General features: G+C 74.8%; 13 protein-coding genes and 2 tRNA genes. 5 read left to right on the plus strand and 10 right to left on the minus strand.

The features are described 5' to 3' along the window. Positions 1 to 61 precede the first annotated feature (61 nt). Both glmU and ACIP60_RS10870 read right to left on the minus strand, forming a co-directional pair. Entirely contained in the window at positions 62 to 1507 is a 1446-nt protein-coding gene (glmU, locus tag ACIP60_RS10865; protein ID WP_100836619.1) for a bifunctional UDP-N-acetylglucosamine diphosphorylase/glucosamine-1-phosphate N-acetyltransferase GlmU, read from the minus strand. 114 nt (positions 1508 to 1621) lie between these two features. Beyond that, positions 1622 to 1692: transfer RNA gene (locus ACIP60_RS10870), tRNA-Gln, on the minus strand. A 295-nt stretch (positions 1693 to 1987) separates the two neighbouring features. On the opposite strand from ACIP60_RS10870, the gene ACIP60_RS10875 reads away from it, so the two are divergent. From ACIP60_RS10875 to ACIP60_RS10885, 3 genes are read left to right on the plus strand one after another with little or no spacing between them, the layout of a single operon-like run. Beyond that, positions 1988 to 2959, plus strand: coding sequence for an acyl-CoA desaturase (locus ACIP60_RS10875; RefSeq protein WP_400682243.1), 972 nt, complete (start codon positions 1988 to 1990; stop codon positions 2957 to 2959). Positions 2960 to 2985: 26 nt separating this feature from the next. Further along, on the plus strand, positions 2986 to 3669 hold the full coding sequence (locus ACIP60_RS10880; RefSeq protein WP_100836621.1) for a TetR/AcrR family transcriptional regulator: 684 nt from the start codon (positions 2986 to 2988) through the stop codon (positions 3667 to 3669). A 57-nt stretch (positions 3670 to 3726) separates the two neighbouring features. Then, the gene (locus ACIP60_RS10885) at positions 3727 to 4578 is read left to right on the plus strand and encodes a DMT family transporter (RefSeq protein WP_400682244.1); all 852 of its coding nucleotides are present in this window, start codon (positions 3727 to 3729) and stop codon (positions 4576 to 4578) included. A gap of 23 nt (positions 4579 to 4601) precedes the next feature. Here the strand turns inward: ACIP60_RS10885 and ACIP60_RS10890 are convergent, their stop codons facing one another. Continuing rightward, positions 4602 to 5399 (minus strand): methyltransferase domain-containing protein, encoded by a 798-nt coding sequence (locus tag ACIP60_RS10890; protein ID WP_400682246.1) that lies wholly within the window; start codon positions 5397 to 5399, stop codon positions 4602 to 4604. A 118-nt stretch (positions 5400 to 5517) separates the two neighbouring features. Between ACIP60_RS10890 and ACIP60_RS10895 the strand changes: the two genes are divergently transcribed. Further along, positions 5518 to 6012, plus strand: a complete 495-nt coding sequence (locus ACIP60_RS10895; protein ID WP_400682247.1) for a MarR family winged helix-turn-helix transcriptional regulator — start codon at positions 5518 to 5520, stop codon at positions 6010 to 6012. Positions 6013 to 6043: 31 nt separating this feature from the next. On the opposite strand, the gene ACIP60_RS10900 is transcribed toward ACIP60_RS10895, so the two are convergent. The 5 genes from ACIP60_RS10900 to ACIP60_RS10920 form a co-directional block, all read right to left on the minus strand. Then, positions 6044 to 7576 carry a polysaccharide biosynthesis protein gene (locus ACIP60_RS10900; protein ID WP_400682248.1) on the minus strand — a complete coding sequence of 511 codons (1533 nt, stop codon included), beginning with the start codon at positions 7574 to 7576 and terminating at the stop codon, positions 6044 to 6046. Between the two features lie 58 nt (positions 7577 to 7634). Further along, positions 7635 to 8579, minus strand: a complete 945-nt coding sequence (locus ACIP60_RS10905) for a LuxR C-terminal-related transcriptional regulator (protein ID WP_400682250.1) — start codon at positions 8577 to 8579, stop codon at positions 7635 to 7637. Between the two features lie 143 nt (positions 8580 to 8722). After that, positions 8723 to 9703 carry a UDP-glucose 4-epimerase GalE gene (galE, locus tag ACIP60_RS10910; RefSeq protein ID WP_400682251.1) on the minus strand — a complete coding sequence of 327 codons (981 nt, stop codon included), beginning with the start codon at positions 9701 to 9703 and terminating at the stop codon, positions 8723 to 8725. Positions 9704 to 9814: 111 nt separating this feature from the next. After that, positions 9815 to 10474 (minus strand): LuxR C-terminal-related transcriptional regulator, encoded by a 660-nt coding sequence (locus tag ACIP60_RS10915; RefSeq protein ID WP_400682253.1) that lies wholly within the window; start codon positions 10472 to 10474, stop codon positions 9815 to 9817. Positions 10475 to 10648: 174 nt separating this feature from the next. Further along, positions 10649 to 10721 (minus strand) — tRNA-Thr (locus tag ACIP60_RS10920). 178 nt (positions 10722 to 10899) lie between these two features. Here ACIP60_RS10920 and ACIP60_RS10925 point away from each other — a divergent pair. Then, positions 10900 to 12813, plus strand: a complete 1914-nt coding sequence (locus tag ACIP60_RS10925; RefSeq protein WP_400682254.1) for an FUSC family protein — start codon at positions 10900 to 10902, stop codon at positions 12811 to 12813. A 219-nt stretch (positions 12814 to 13032) separates the two neighbouring features. On the opposite strand, the gene ACIP60_RS10930 is transcribed toward ACIP60_RS10925, so the two are convergent. Both ACIP60_RS10930 and ACIP60_RS10935 read right to left on the minus strand, forming a co-directional pair. Beyond that, on the minus strand, positions 13033 to 14844 hold the full coding sequence (locus ACIP60_RS10930) for an ABC-F family ATP-binding cassette domain-containing protein (protein ID WP_400682256.1): 1812 nt from the start codon (positions 14842 to 14844) through the stop codon (positions 13033 to 13035). A gap of 74 nt (positions 14845 to 14918) precedes the next feature. Beyond that, complete coding sequence (locus tag ACIP60_RS10935) at positions 14919 to 15905, minus strand: aldo/keto reductase (protein WP_400682258.1); 987 nt, start codon at positions 15903 to 15905, stop codon at positions 14919 to 14921. Positions 15906 to 16079 lie beyond the last annotated feature (174 nt).

Raw genomic sequence — 16079 nt, forward strand, 5'->3', positions numbered from 1 at the left:
GCCCCGCGGAAGCTCCGGCGGCCGGGGACCACTCCTCAAGATCCCCGGCCGTCACGCCCGACTACTCCGCCCCACCGGCCTCCGCCGCCGCGCGGGCCGAGGCCGAACCGGGCCGCTTCCGCTCAACCCAGCCCGCGATGTTGCGCTGCTGGGCCCGCGCGACGCCCAGCGAACCGGCCGGGACGTCGTTGGTGATCACCGACCCGGCGGCCGTGTAGGCGCCGTCACCGACCGTCACCGGAGCGATGAACATGTTGTCGGAACCCGTGCGGCAGTGGGCCCCGATCACCGTCCGGTGCTTGTTCACGCCGTCGTAGTTGACTGTGACGGACGCCGCACCGACGTTGGTGCCCTCGCCGATCGTCGCGTCCCCGATGTACGACAGGTGCGGGACCTTCGCCCCCTCGCCGAGCTCCGAGTTCTTGATCTCGACGTAGGTGCCGGCCTTCGCCCCCCGGGCCAGCCTGGTGCCCGGCCGCAGGTACGCGTACGGGCCCACCGCGGCCTCCGGGCCGATCTCGGCCCGGTCGGCCGTGGTGTTGCTCACACGGGCGCCCGCGCCGACCGCGGTGTCGGTCAGCGTGGTGTTCGGGCCGACCTCGCAGCCCTCGCCCAGGTGGCTGGCGCCGTGCAGCTGGGTGTTCGGGTGCACCAGCGCGTCCGGCTCGTAGGTGACCTGGACGTCGAACCAGGTGGAGGCCGGGTCGACCACGGTGACGCCGGCCCGCATGGCGTTCTCCAGCAGGCGGTCGTTGAGCAGCCGGCGGGCCGCGGCGAGCTGCACCCGGTCGTTGATGCCGACGATCTCCCGGTGGTCGGCGGCGACCACCGCGCCCACCCGGTGGCCCTCCCGGCGGAGGATCTCCAGGGTGTCGGTCAGGTACTCCTCGCCCTGCGCGTTGTCGGTGCCGACCAGCGACAGGGCGAGCGCCAGCAGCTTGGCGTCGAAGGCGAACACCCCGGAGTTGATCTCGTCGACGGCCAGCTGCTCGGCGGTGGCGTCCTTGTGCTCGACGATCGCGGCGACCGCGCCGTCCGGGCCGCGCAGGATCCGGCCGTAGCCGGTGGCGTCGGGGACGCGGGCGGTCAGCACGGTGACGCCGTTGCCCTGCTCGGCGTGGGCGGCGGCCAGCGCCGCCAGGGTGGTGCCGGTCAGCAGCGGGGCGTCGCCGGTGGTGACCAGCACGGTGCCGTCCAGCTGCACGCCGTCGGCGGCGAGCGCCTCCAGCGCGGTGCGCACCGCGTGGCCGGTGCCGTTCTGCTCGGTCTGGACGACCGGGCGGGCGGCCGGGTGGTGCTCGGCCAGGTGGGCCTGGACCAGCTCGCGCAGGTGGCCGATCACCACGACCAGCTGACCGGGCGTCAACTCCTGTGCGGCGCTGACCGCGTGGCCCACCAGGGAGCGCCCGCAGATCTCGTGCAGCACCTTCGGCAGCGCCCTGGACTTCATTCGGGTACCGCCCCCGGCGGCGAGCACGATGACGGCGGCGGGCTGGTTGGCACTCACGCGGGGAGACTCCTCGGTCGATGCGGATTGAGGGCGCACCGAACAATACCGAGAGAAAAGGAAGACAAACCGTCCGAAACGGTCGGACCGGGACGGCACCCGGTCGGGAAGAGGCTCCGCCGCTAGGATTCGAACCCAGACAAAGGCCTCCAAAGGGCCCTGTGCTGCCATTACACCACGGCGGAACGGGCGCGACGCGCGCCCAGCACAGCCTACGGGTTGACGGCCCGTAGCTCCACCACCTTCCCCGAAGGCGCCCCGGCCCGCGCCCCCCGACCGCGCAGGTCGCGCCCCGTGGACGGGCCGTCGGCGGACCGCCGACGCGCTACCGACGCGCTACCGACGGGCCGGGATCCGGCGGGCGAACGGTGCGACACGTGCGCGCGGGGCCCTTCCGTTTTCCCGGGCCCGGTACCTACGATGCCGTAAGTTACGGTCACGTAGGTACTCCGCCGGTCCCCTCTCCCCCAGGGAAGCGCCATGACCATCCAGGCCGGGCAGGCGCCGCCGAGCGCCGCCGAGGACGCACAGCGAACCGCCACCGCGTTGTCCGCCACCAGAGGCGGCGAGAAGCAGGGCGCGCTGGAGCGCGCCACCCTGATCCTGTTCATCGCGGTGCCCTTCCTGGCCCTGCTGGCCGCCGTCCCGGCGGCCTGGGGCTGGGGGCTGTCCTGGCTGGACGCCGGGATCGCCGTCGCCATGTACTTCCTGACCTGCCACGGCATCACCGTCGGCTACCACCGCTACTTCACCCACGGCGCCTTCAAGGCCAACCGCCCGCTGCGGCTCGGCCTGGCCGTGCTCGGCTCGCTGGCCGTCGAGGGCCCGCTGGTGCGCTGGGTCGCCGACCACCGCAAGCACCACCGCTACTCCGACAAGGACGGCGACCCGCACTCGCCGTGGCGCTACGGCGAGAGCGTGCCCGCGCTGCTCAAGGGCCTGTGGTGGGCGCACATGGGCTGGATGTTCGACGAGGAGCAGACCTCGCAGCTCACCTACGCGCCCGACCTGGTCCGCGACCCGGCCATAAGGCGCATCTCCCGGCTGTTCTGGCTGTGGACGCTGCTCTCGCTCGGCCTGCCCGCGCTGGTCGGCGGCCTGGCCACCTGGAGCTGGCAGGGCGCGCTGACCGCCTTCTTCTGGGGCTCGCTGGTCCGGGTCGCGCTGCTGCACCACGTCACCTGGTCGATCAACTCGATCTGCCACGCGGTGGGCGCCCGCCCGTTCAAGTCCCGCGACCGGTCCGGCAACGTGTGGTGGCTGGCCGTGCTCTCCTGCGGCGAGTCCTGGCACAACCTGCACCACGCCGACCCCACCTCGGCCCGGCACGGCGTGCTCCGCGGCCAGGTCGACTCCTCGGCCCGGGTCATCCGCTGGTTCGAACAGGCGGGCTGGGCGCACGACGTCCGCTGGCCCGGCGCGGAGCGGATCGCCGCCCGCCGCGCCGCATGAGTCAGCGCCTACAGCATGATGGAGGGGTGAACGGGACCAACGGAGACAGCGCCGGCCATCGGCAGCCCTCGCGCCGCGGCGGGGGCAAGAGCGCCGGCCGGGTGCGGATGACCGGCAAGCAGCGCCGCGAGCAGCTGCTGGAGATCGGCCGGACGGTCTTCGCCGAACGCGGCTACGACGGCACCTCGGTCGAGGAGATCGCCGAGCGCGCCGGGGTCTCCAAGCCCGTCGTGTACGAGCACTTCGGCGGCAAGGAGGGCCTGTACGCGGTGGTGGTCGACCGCGAGATGCAGCTGCTGCTCGACATGGTCACCGGCGCGCTGACCGGCGGGCACTCCCGCGAGCTGCTGGAACAGGCCGCGTTCGCGCTGATGGACTACATCGACACCTCCACCGACGGTTTCAAGATCCTGGTCCGGGACTCGCCGGTGGCCCAGTCCACCGGCTCCTTCGCCTCGCTGATCGGCGACATCGCCACCCAGGTCGAGGACATCCTCGGCCTGGAGTTCAAGTCCCGGGGCTTCGACGCCAGGCTGGCGCCGATGTACTCGCAGATGCTGGTCGGCATGGTGGCGCTGACCGGCCAGTGGTGGCTGGAAGTGCGCAAGCCCGCCAAGGCGGAGGTCGCCGCCCACCTGGTCAACCTCGCCTGGCACGGCCTGGAGGGCCTGGAGCGGCACCCCAAGCTGGTCGGCGACCGCAAGAACTGACCGGCCCGGCCCCGCCACCGGGGCCGCCGGGCCGACACGCACGACAGGGGCGGTCCCGTGGCGGTCTTCCTGCTGGCCCTCGGCGCGGCCTGCCTGCTGGGCGCCGGATTCGTCCTGCAGCAGCACGCCGCCCAGCGCGCGCCCAGCGGGGACCTGCTGCGCTGGCGGCTGCTGCTCGACCTGGTGCGGATGCCCGACTGGCTGCTCGGCATCGCCTTCATGATCGGCGGCCAGGTGCTCTCCGCGCTCGCCCTCAGCCAGGGCGAAGTCACCCTGGTGGAACCGCTGCTGGCCACCAACCTGGTCTGGGCGATGCTGCTGGCCCGCCGGATCACCGGCACCCGGCTGGGCCGCTCCGGCTGGGCCGGCGTCGCCCTGATCGCTCTCGGCGTCACCGCGTTCATCGCCGCCGGGCAGCCCCGGGGCGGCGGCCCGGCGGCCGGGCCGCTGCGCCACTGGCTGGTGATCGGCATCGTCTCCGGCCTGGCCCTGCTGCTGGTCGCGGTGGCCCGCCGGCTTCCGCTGTTCGAGGAGGCCACCCTGCTGGCGCTGGCCGCCGGGCTGCTCTACGGCCTCCAGGACGCGCTCACCCGCGCCACCTTCGACCGGATCGACCAGGACGGGGCGGCGGCCGCGCTGGTGTCCTGGCCGCCGTACACCGTGCTCGGCCTGGGCGTGGTCGGGCTGCTGCTGGTGCAGTCCGCGTTCGAGGCCGCCCCGCTGCGGATGTCGCTGCCCGCGCTGACCGCCGCCCAGCCGCTGGCCGGGATCGCCTGCGCGGTCGGCTTCCTCGGCGACCGGCTCCGGCTCACCCCCGGGGCGCTGGCCTGGCAGAGCGCCGGGCTGGCCGCGGTCGTGGTCGGCGTGGTGGTGCTGGGCCGGCACCCGGCGCTGCCCGGCGCGAAGTGACCCGGCGGCCGTCCGGAGGCTCCTCAGCGCTTGACGGCCACCGCGAAGACCCGGCGGAACGGGAACAGGGTGCCGTGCTCGGTCGCCGGGTACGCCGCGCGCAGCAGCGCGCCGTACCCGGCCAGGAACTCGGCCCGCTCGGCCGGCTCCGGCAGCCGGTCCAGCACCGGGCGCAGCGCGGAGCCCTTGACCCACTCCAGCACCGGGTCGGGGCCCTGGAGCACCATCGTGTAGGTGCTCTCCCAGACGTCCACGGCGCAGCCCGCGGCCAGCAGCGTCCGGGCGTAGCGGTCCGGGGCGTGGCAGGAGGCGTCGGGGCGGGCGGTGCCCAGGCGGTCGCGCCAGCGCGGGCTGCGGCGCAGCTCGGCGAGCAGGGTGTGGCTGGGGGCGGCGAAGTTGCCGGGCAGCTGGAAGGCGATCACCCCGCCGGGGCGCAGCGCGGCCGCCCAGCGGGGCAGCAGGGCGAGGTGGTCGGCGGTGTCGGTGTCCATCCAGTGCAGGGCGGCGTTGGAGGCGATCAGGTCGGGCCGTTCGGGGGCCGGGTCGTAGGCGGTGACGTCCTGCTCGCGGTACTCGGCGGTGGGCTCGCCGTCGGCGCCGCGGGCCCGGGCCAGCAGTTCGGGCGAGGTGTCGAGGCCGAGCAGCCGGGCGTCGGGCCAGCGGCGGCGCAGGGCGGCGGTGGAGTTGCCGGGGCCGCAGCCGAGGTCCAGCACGGTGGGGCGGGGCGGCAGGCCGGGGACCCGGGCGAGCAGGTCGTCGAACGGGCGGTTGCGCAGGTCGGCGTAGTGCAGGTACTGGTCGGCGTCCCAGTGGGCGGGCATGACGCGGCTCCGGAAAGTATCTCGATGTCAAGATATCCCTGTCACGCCGAGACTTCCTTTGTTATCTCTTGATGTCAAGAGACTTCACATCGACACACCCCCCGATACACTGATCGTCATGGAGGACGAGGTCGACCGCCTGGTCGCAGCATGGCGCCGAGAGCGCCCCGACCTCGACGTGGAACCGCTTGAGGTCCTCAGTCGGGTGAGCCGCCTCGCCCGCCACCTGGACCGCGCCCGCCGCACCGCCTTCGCCGAGCACGGTCTCGAACCCTGGGAGTTCGACGTCCTCACGGCCCTGCGCCGGGCCGGCTCCCCCTACCAGCTCTCCCCCGGCCAGCTGCTCACCCAGACCCTGGTCACCTCCGGCACCATGACCAACCGGATCGACCGCCTCACCGCCAAGGGCCTGGTCGTCCGCCTCCCCGACCCGGACGACCGCCGCGGCGTCCTGGTCCGCCTCACCGGGGCCGGCCGCGACCAGGCCGACCAGGCCCTGGCCGGCCTCCTCGCCCACGAGCGCGAGATCCTCTCCCAGCTCGCCCCCGCCCAGCAGGCAGAACTCGCCGCCCTGCTGCGCGACCTGGTCGCCCCCTTCGACCGCAGCAGCTGAGCCCGGCCCCGGCGGGGCCGGTGTCACGGGCTCAGAAGCCGTCCGGGTACGGGGTGGCGAGCGCCGGGGTGCGGGCGGGGGCGGTCTGGTAGCCGGGGAGCAGGGCCGCCAGGCGGTCGCGGACTTCGGGGTCGTCGTTGGTGGTGGCCGCCGCGTAGAGGCCGGTGAGGCCGCCGGCCAGGTCCTCGGGGGCGGCGGCGTGGTCGGCGGCGGTGGCGAAGATCCGGGGGTGGGCGGTGGGCAGGCGTTCCTCGGCGGCGGAGAACAGGGCCTCGTTGAGCTTCTCGCCGGCCCGCAGGCCGGTGTAGCGGATCTCGACCTCGTCCGCGCCGAGTTGGACCTGTTCGGCGAAGTTGTGGACCAGGTCGACGATCCGGACCGGCTCGCCCATGTCGAGCACGAAGACCTCGCCGCCCTCGGCCATCCGCCCGGCCTCCAGGACCAGGCCGACGGCCTCCTCGATGGTCATGAAGAAGCGGGTGACGTCGGGGTGGGTGACCGTCACCGGGCCGCCGCTGCGCAGCTGTTCCTCCAGGACGGACAGCAGCGAGCCGCGCGAGCCGAGCACGTTGCCGAAGCGGACGGCGGCGAAGACGCCGGTGCCGAGGTTGCGGGCGTCGCGGGCGTTGGCCTGGACGATGAGTTCGGCCAGCCGCTTGCTCGCGCCCAGCACCGAGGTCGGGTCGGCGGCCTTGTCGGTGGAGATCAGCACGAACCGCTCGACGCCGGTGGCCAGCGCGGCCTCGACCAGGTGGTCGGTGCCCAGGACGTTGGACTTGACGGCCTCGCTGGGGTGGCGCTCCAGCAGCGGCAGGTGCTTGTGCGCGGCGGCGTGGAAGACCACGTCGGGGCGCAGGTCGCGGAAGATCTGCTGGATCCGGGGGCGGTCCCGGATGTCGGCGATGACCAGCGAGTCGTCGGTGAGCAGCGCCTCGCCCCAGATGTCGAGCTGGAGGCGGTGCAGGTTGGACTCGTCGTGGTCGAGCATGTAGAGCGCGGCCGGCCCGAACGCCTGGACCTGGCGGCACAGTTCGCTGCCGATCGAGCCGCCGGCGCCGGTCACCAGGACCCGGCGGCCCTCGATCACGGTGCGGACGTCCGGCGAGACCACGTGCACCTCGTGCCGCCCGATCAGCCGGTTGACGTCCAGGGTGCGCATGTCCGAGCCGACCACCTCGCGGCGCAGCGCGGCCAGGAAGGACGGCAGGTAGCGGACGGCCGCGCCGGCGGCGGCCGCGGCGGTGGCCAGGGTCCGCACCCGCTGGTGCGGCAGGCCCGGGATGGCGAGGACGACGACCTGGGCGCGGTGGCGCAGCGCCAGGTCGGTGAGGTCGGCGAGCGGGCCCAGGACGGGGCTGCCGGAGACGTCCCGGCCGGCCTTGGCCGGGTCGTCGTCCAGGACGCCGACCGGGTCGAGGCCGAACTCCGGGGTCCGGCCCAGGTCGCGGACCAGGGCGGTGCCGGCGGAACCGGCCCCGACCACCAGGGTGCGCAGGCCGGTGGAGCCGTCCGGTGGGCGGGTACGGGCCCCGTGCGGGCGTGCGGCAGTGCGGTGCGGCAACATCTGACCTCCGGTTTCCCTGAATCACGGAGTGGAACGTGCGGGGGAGGCGGGGGCTCGTTCAGCCCGCGCCGGGGCCTGTGGCGGCCGCGACGGTCGGCGGGGGGACGGGGACGGGCGGTTCGGAGGGCGCGATCCCGGCCCGGCGGGCGACCGCGACCGCCGCGAGCGTGGAGTGCACCCCCAGCTTGCCCAGGACGTTCTGCATGTGGGTGCGGACGGTGTGCGGGGAGAGGAACAGCCGCTCGGCGACGGCCTGCCGGCCGAGCCCGGCGACCATGCAGCGCAGCACCTCCTCCTCGCGGGGGGTGAGCGCGGCGACCAGCCGCTCGCTCTCCGAGCGGTCGCGGCGGGCCGAGGTCAGTTCGCGGACCACGCCGGTGAGCAGCGCGGGCGGCAGGTGCGTCTCGTCGCGGCGCACGCCGCGCACCACGGTCATCAGCGCGCTGAGCGAACTCTCGCGCGCCACCCAGCCGTTGGCCCCGGCCTGGAGGGCCCGGGCGGCCCGCTGCGGGTCGTCCGCGGCGGCCAGCAGGACGGCCCGCACCTCCGGGTGGGCCCGCCGGACACGGGCGACCAGGGCGATCCCGTCGGTCAGCGGCCGGACCTCGCCGGGCCGGACGGCGGGGAGCTGCGGCGGCGTCAACTGGACGGCGGCGGGCCGCTGTTGCGGATGGTGCGGCTGTCGCGGCCCGGCCGGGGCGCGCCGGGACGCGGGCGGCCCGGGCGCGGCGGCCTGCACGCGGGGCGGCGGGGCGGCCTGCGGGTGCGGCGACGGCGGTCCGGCCGGGGCGCGGGGCGGCAGCGGGACGGCGCCCAGGTCGACGTCGACCAGCACCACGTCGTACGGGCGGTGTTCGGCCACCGCCCGCTCCAGCGCCCGTTCGGCCGCCGCCGCGCTGCCCGCCGCCCCGACGTCCACGTCGGGTTCGGCGGCCAGTGCCGTGGCGAGCGCCTCGGCGAAGATCCGGTGGCCGTCGACCACCAGGACGCGCATACGCCCCATCGTCCTTGCCCCCCTGCTCGTGGCCCGACCCCCACCGGTGCCTCACTCAGCCTACGGGCGTGCGCCGCCGCGGCGTGGGGGTTTGGTGAAGTTCCTGTACACAGGGTCTCCGGGGGCGGGAGCCGGGCCGGGGAGCGGGCTGGTCAGGCGCGGTGGGCGAGGGTGAACTCCCAGGCGTCGGCGACGATCCGGTCGAGGTCGGGGCGCTTCGGGGTCCAGCCGAGCGCCTCGCGGGCGCGGTCGGCGGCGGCGACCAGGACGGCCGGGTCGCCCGGGCGGCGGTCGGCGATCCGGACCGGGATCTCCCGGCCGGTGACGCGCCGGACGGACTCGATCACCTCGCGCACCGAGAAGCCGGTGCCGTTGCCCAGGTTGCACACCAGGTGCTCGCCGGGCCTGGCGGCGTCCAGCGCCAGCAGGTGCGCCTCGGCCAGGTCGGCGATGTGGATGTAGTCCCGGATGCAGGTGCCGTCCGGGGTCGGGTAGTCCTCGCCGAACACCGCGATGTCCGGGCGCTGCCCCAGCGCCGCCTGGAACACCAGCGGGATCAGGTGCGACTCCGGCTCGTGCCGCTCCCCGTAACGCCCGTACGCCCCGGCCACGTTGAAGTAGCGCAGGCTCACCGCGGCCAGGCCGTGCGCGGTCGCCTCGGAGGTGATCAGGTGGTCCACCGCCAGCTTGGTGGCCCCGTAGGTGTTGGTGGGCGCCGTCCGCGCGCTCTCCTTGATCGGCACCTCCTCGGGCTCCCCGTACACCGCCGCGGTGGAGGAGAACACCAGCGTGCCCACCCCGGCCTTGCGCATCGCCGCCACCAGCTCCAGCGAACCGGCCACGTTGTTGCGCCAGTACTTCTCCGGGTCCGCCACCGACTCGCCGACCTGGGAGGAGGCCGCGAAGTGCAGCACGCCGTCGAAGGAGGAGTCCAGCACCCCGGCCGCCTCCTGGATCCGGCCCCGCACGAACTCCGCCCCGTCCGGCACCCCTTCCGCGAACCCGGTCGACAGGTCGTCCAGCACCGTCACCCGGTGGCCCGCCTCCAGCAGGTGCGCCGCCACCACGCTCCCCACGTAACCGGCTCCGCCCGTGACCAGGTACTTGCCCATGCTCTCCGACCTCCGCGACATTTCGGGTGTTCCTCGACCGGAGCATAGGGCACCCGCCTGAACCGCCCGTCCGGGCCGGCCGGGCGGGCCTCCCGCCCCCGCGCCGGGCCGGACGGTGAACTCACGGGAAGATCAGGCCAGTTGGTCCAGCAGCCCGGTCCGGGCCGCCAACGCGGCCGCCTCCAGCCGGGACCGCGCGCCCAGTTTGGTCAGCACCCGCTGGACGTGCGTGCGGGCGGTGGACGGGGCGATCCGCATCGCCGCGGCGATCGCCGCCGTGTCCTCGCCGTCCGCGATCCGGGCCAGCACCTGCACCTCCCGCCGGGTCAGCAGCCGCAGCAGCCGCAGCGCCTCGTCGTCCGGCTCGGCCGCCGGCCACAGCAGGTGCTCGAACGCCGCCCGCAGCACGTCGACCCCGACCGCCGCCTCCCCGGCCCGCACCCGGACGATCGCCCGGTCCACCACCTCGATCCGCTCGTCGCTGCGGACGTACCCGGCCGCCCCCGCCGCGAACGCCGCCGCGACCCGCCCCGGCGCGCCGAGCGGGCCGAGCACCACCACCGCGATCTCCGGCCGCTCCCGGCGCAGCCGCCGCAGCGGCCCGAACGGGTCGTCCGGCCCGCCCGCCGTCCCCAGCAGGCACACCTCAGGCCGCCGCCCCGCCACCAGTTCCAGCACCGCCCCGCACGGCGCCCCGATCCCCAGCACCCGGTGCCCGCGCTGCTGCAGGGCCGACCCCAGCGCCTCGGCCATCAGCCGGTGGTCGTCCGCCACCACGAGCCGTGCGCTCATCCCGCGCCTCCCCCTCCGGGCCCGACAGACGCACCATCACAGCGCACAATCGCCCGCCCCGCCAGAGCACCTCCGGAACCGGCCCCGGGCAACGCGGAGGGGGCGACCCGCGCGGGGCGGCCCGAACGGGACAACGCGAAAGGCCCCGCCTCACGGCGGGGCCTCGCTGTCCTGAGCCCCCATGCGGAATCGAACCGCAGACCTTCTCCTTACCATGGAGACGCTCTACCGACTGAGCTATAGGGGCTTGTTGCTCCGGGTCCCTCGCGGTTCCCCTTGCGACGAGGAAAACACTACATGCTCCGCGGACGGGTTGGGAAATCCGCTTCGGCCAGGTCGGAGGGCTAAACTGCCCGAGAAGACCCGATCTGCCGTGCAATGTCGCCCAGCAGCCGCGAACTCCCGTGCAGCGAAGGCGTGATCCTGTGTCAGCCCCCGGCCGCAGCCGTGCTTCCGGCGACCCCTCCGCGTGGTGGGCGCTGGCCCTGCGGCCGAGCCGCCCGGTGGTGGCGCGGGCGCTGGTGGTGCGGGCCGCGGTGGGGATGGCGGTGCCGCTGCTGGCCGGGCTGCTGTGCGACCGGATGGCGCTGGGAGTGTTCGCCGCGCTGGGGGCGATGCACGCGACGATGAACGACCGGGTGGAGCCGCTGCGGCTGCGGGCGCCGCGGATCGCGCTGGCGCTGGCGGCGTCGACGGCCGGGATGCTGATCGGCGCCGAACTGCAGTACCGGGGCGCGGGCGGCCTGGAGATCGGGGCGGCGCTGACCGCGGTGGGCTTCGCGGGCGGGGCGCTGTCCGCGACCGGGCCGCGCGGGTCGGCGGCCGGGATGCTGCTGCTGGTGTCGGCCTCGCTGGGCGGCGGGATGGCGCTGCCGCACCCGTGGTGGGCGGCGCCCGCGATGATGCCGTGCGGAGCCGCGCTGGTGCTGCTGATGGGGGTGCGCTACCGCACCGACGTCCGCTCCGATCCGCGCACCCGGGCGCTCGCCGAGGTCTACCTGGCGCTCGGCGGCCTGCTCGCCGCCCTCGGCACCCCGGACGGCGCGGCGGCCCGCCGCCTGCTCACCGGCCGGCTCAACCAGATGCAGGACCTGCTGCCGCCGCCCCGCCCGGACCGGCGCGAGTCGGAGCGGCTGCGCTGGCTGCGCCGCTCGTACGAGGCCGCGCTGGGCGCCACCGAGGCGGCGGCCGGGCTGCTGTGGGCCTGGCGCCCGGTGCCGCCGGAGGTGGCGGAGCTGCCCGCCCGGCTGGCCGCCCGGATCACCGGCGGCCCCGAGCCCGACTACCCCGACTGGCGGCCGGACACCCCGTCCCGGACGGCGTTCGACACCGCGCTGCGGGCCGCCGCCGACACCGTCGCGGGCCGCTGGGCGCCGCTGGACACCGCCGCCCCGCCGCCGCCCGACCCGTGGCGGCTGCGCGCCCGGCTGCTGTCCCGGGGCTCGGTACGCTACGGGCTGCGGGTGGCGCTGTGCGTGGCGGTCGCCGAGACGCTGGTCAACGGGGTGACGCTGAGCCGCAGCTACTGGGTGCCGATGACGGTGGCGTTCGTCCTCAAGCCGGACCTGGGTTCGGTGTTCCAGCGGGCGGTGAGCCGGGCGCTGGGCACCGTGCTGGGCATCGCGGTCACCGCGGTGCTGCTGGCGCTGACCACGAACCCCTGGGCGCTGAGCCTGGCCATCTCGCTCTGCGTGGCGCTGCTGCCGTACTCGACGGCCGCGCACTACGGGCTGAACACCATCGTGATGACGCCGGTCGCGCTGCTGCTGGTGCAGCTCGGCGGGGAGAGCGGGGCCGCCGAGTTCTGGCCGCGGGTCCTGGACACCGCGCTGGCCAGCGGCATCGTGCTGGTCTTCGGCTACCTGCTGTGGCCCGACCGGCCGCCGCACCGGATCGAGCCCAGCGTCGTCACCGCCGCCGCCACCCTGCGCCGCTACCTGGCCGCGGTGGTCGCCGGACGCACCCAGCCGGTCGCCGAGGTGTGGCTGCGCCGCACCGCGTACCGATCACTGGCCGACGCCCGCCGGCAGGTGGACCTCGGCCTGGCCGAACCCCCGCCCGCCGGCCGGCTCGCCGAACGCTGGCTGCCCACCACCGCCGCGCTGGAACGGATGTCCGGCGCGGTGGCCGCGTACGCCGCCCAGCTGCGCTACGGCGGCCGGCAGCCGGAGCCGGAGGTGATCGAACGGGTGCTGACCTCGCTGGACCGGATCACCGCCGCAGCCCGCACCCACCACCCCCCGACCGGCCGGATCGCCGGCCCGACCGGCCCGCACGACCCGTCCCGCAGCGCGCTGGCCCGGGCCGCCGACGAACTCGACCAGCTCCTGGACGGCTGAGGCCCGGCCGGGCGGCCGAAGCCCGCGTCGCACGGCCGGGGCCCGAGCCGGGCGACCGGAGCCGAGCAGGACGGCTAAGGCTCGACCGAGCGGTCGAAGCCCGGGCCCGAGCGACTGGGGCCAGGCCGAGCGGCCGAGCCGAGCCAGGCGGCCACGCCCCCGCCGGGCGTCCGAGGCCCCGCGCCCCGCCAGGTGTCCGCGGCCGGGCCCGGGCGCGGGTCAGACCTGGTCGGCCAGTTCCAGCCAGGACATCTCCAGCTCCTCCTTCTCCTCGCGGACCTTGCGCAGCTGCGCGTCCAGCTCGGCGACCTTGGAGAAGTCGGCGGCGTGCTCGGCCAGTTGGGTGTGCAGCTTGGACTCCTGCTGGTCCAGCTTGGCGATCTGCCGCTCCAGCTTCTGCATCTCCTTCTTGGCGGCCCGCAGGTCGCCCGCCGACAGCCCGGTGGTCTCCGCGGCGGCCGGCACCCGGGCGGCGGCGGCCTGGGCGGCGGCCTCCGCCATCGCGGTGCGGCGCTCCAGGTACTCGTCGACGCCGCCGGGCAGCATCCGCATCCGGCGGTCGCCGAGCAGGGCGTACGCGGTGTCGGTGGTGCGCTCGATGAAGAACCGGTCGTGGCTGATGACGACCATCGAGCCGGGCCAGCCGTCGAGCAGGTCCTCCAGCTGGTTGAGCGTCTCGATGTCGAGGTCGTTGGTGGGCTCGTCGAGGAAGAGCACGTTCGGCTCGTCCATCAGCAGCCGCAGCAGCTGGAGGCGGCGGCGCTCGCCGCCGGACAGGTCGCCGACCGGCGTCCACTGCTTGTCCTTGCCGAAGCCGAACTGCTCGCACAGCTGCCCGGCGCTCATCTCCCGGCCCTTGCCGAGGTCGACCCGGCCGCGGACCTGCTCGACGGCCTGCAGGACGCGGGTGGCCGGGTCCAGCTCGGCGACCTCCTGGGAGAGGTACGCCAGCCGGACGGTCTTGCCGACCTTGACCACGCCGCCGGCCGGCTGCACGTCGCCCTGGGTGGCGTACGCGGCCTGCATGGCCCGCAGCAGCGAGGTCTTGCCCGCGCCGTTGACGCCGAGCAGGCCGATCCGGTCGCCGGGGCCGAGCTGCCAGGTGAGGTGCTCCAGCAGCAGCTTCTCGCCGGCCTTGACGGTGACGTCCTCCAGCTCGAAGACGGTCCGGCCGAGGCGGGCGTTGGCGAACTTCATCAGCTCGGACTTGTCGCGCGGCTCCGGCACGTCCGCGATCAGCGCGTTCGCGGCCTCGATCCGGTAGCGCGGCTTGGAGGTGCGGGCGGGGGCGCCGCGGCGCAGCCAGGCCAGCTCCTTGCGGGCCAGGTTCTGCCGCTTCTGCTCCTCGGTGGCCTCGATCCGGGAGCGCTCGGCGCGGGCGAACACGTAGTCCGAGTAGCCGCCCTCGTACTCGCGGACCTCGCCGCGCTGGACGTCCCACATCCGGGTGCAGACCTGGTCCAGGAACCACCGGTCGTGGGTGACGCAGACCAGCGCCGAGCGGCGGTTCTGGAGGTGCTTGGCGAGCCAGGCGATGCCCTCCACGTCGAGGTGGTTGGTGGGTTCGTCCAGCACGACCAGGTCGGGTTCGCCGAGCAGCAGCTTGGCGAGCGCGATGCGGCGGCGCTCGCCGCCGGAGAGCGGGCCGATCACGGTGTCCAGGCCGTCGGCGAAGCCGGGCAGGTCCAGGCCGCCGAACAGGCCCTGGATGATGTCGCGGATGCGGGCGTCGCCGAGCCACTCGTGGTCGGCCCGGCCGGCGATCACCTCGTGCCGGATGGTGGCCGCCGGGTCCAGCGAGTCGTGCTGCGTCAGCACCGCCATCTGCAGCCCGCCGGACCAGGTCACCCGCCCGCTGTCCGGCTCCTCCAGGCCCGCCAGCATCCGGACCAGCGTCGTCTTGCCGTCACCGTTGCGGCCCACCACACCGATCCGGTCGCCCTCGCTGACGCCGAGGCTGACCCCGTCCAGCAGGGCCCTGGTGCCGTACACCTTGGTGACGGACTCGATGGTGGCGAGGTTGACGGCCACGAAGCTGCACTCCTGAGGAAGGGGGGTGGAACGTTCCCCAGCCTAGTGGGACGCCGGACGTGGTCCCGGTGGCGTCAGCGGGCGGAGTCCAGCCGGGCGCGCTGCTCGTCCGTCAGCTCCAGGTCGAGCGCCGCCAGGCTCTCGTCCAGCTGGGCCACCGAGGACGCGCCGACCAGCGGGACGACCGGCAGCTCGCCGCCGAGCAGCCAGGCCAGCACCACCTGGTTGCGGGTGGCGCCGGTCTCCCGGGCGACGGCGTCGAGCGCGGCCAGGCGGGGCGCGGTGCCCGCGTGGTCGAAGGACGGGCCGAGCGGCTTGTCCGGGCGGACGTAGCCGCCGCCGAGCAGCGGGGAGTAGGCGACCATGGTCAGCTCCGGGTTCTCCTTGAGGTAGGAGATCAGGTCGCCGTGCACGGCGGCCTGGTCGCCGTCGGCGGAGAGGAAGCCGGGCACGTCGGCGCGGCGGCGCAGGTAGGTGTGGCCGTACTGGAGCACCTCGTAGCCGGGGAGCCCGGCCCGCTCGGCGAGGTTGCGGGCCCGCTCGACCCGCCAGGACCAGTGGTTGGAGACGCCGAGCAGGCCGACCGTCCCCTCCTGGACGAGCTCGCCGAACGCGTGCACCGTCTCGGCCAGCGGCACCTTCGCGTCCTCGATGTGCGCGTACAGCAGGTCGAGCTTGTCGACGCCCAGGCGCTTGCGGCTGGCCTCGGCGGAGGCCCGGATCACCTCGGCGGACAGCCCTTCGGCGTTCTCGACGAACCCGGTGCCGGGGGCCTTGGGGCGGGCGCCGAGCTTGGTGGCGATGACCACCTCGTCGGTGACGCCCCGGCTGGCCCGCCAGCGGCCGAGCAGTTCCTCGCTGGCGCCGCCCTGGCTGCCGTCCTGCCAGTAGGCGTAGTTGTTGGAGGTGTCGATGAAGGTGCCGCCCGCCTCGACGTACCGGTCCAGCACGGCGAAGGAGGTGGCCTCGTCGGTGAGCGTGCCGAACAGCATCGCCCCGAGGCTGAGCACGCTGACCTCGCGGCGGGTGCGCGGGTCGGTTCCGATGGTGCGCTTGCGCATCCGGGTTCCCCTCGTTGTCCGCGGCCCGCCCGGTGCGGGCCACGGGAGAGAGTCTGGAACCCGGAGCGCGCTCCAGGTCAAGCAGAGGTGTGGACCACCTCCCGCGCACGGCGGACGGCGTGCGCCCGTCGTCTCCCGGGCCGTCGCCGCGGCGCGGTAGCGTGCGAGGACCAC

The sequence above is a fragment of the Kitasatospora sp. NPDC088783 genome, assembly GCF_044750705.1.
GTDB classification, from domain to species: domain Bacteria; phylum Actinomycetota; class Actinomycetes; order Streptomycetales; family Streptomycetaceae; genus Kitasatospora; species Kitasatospora fiedleri.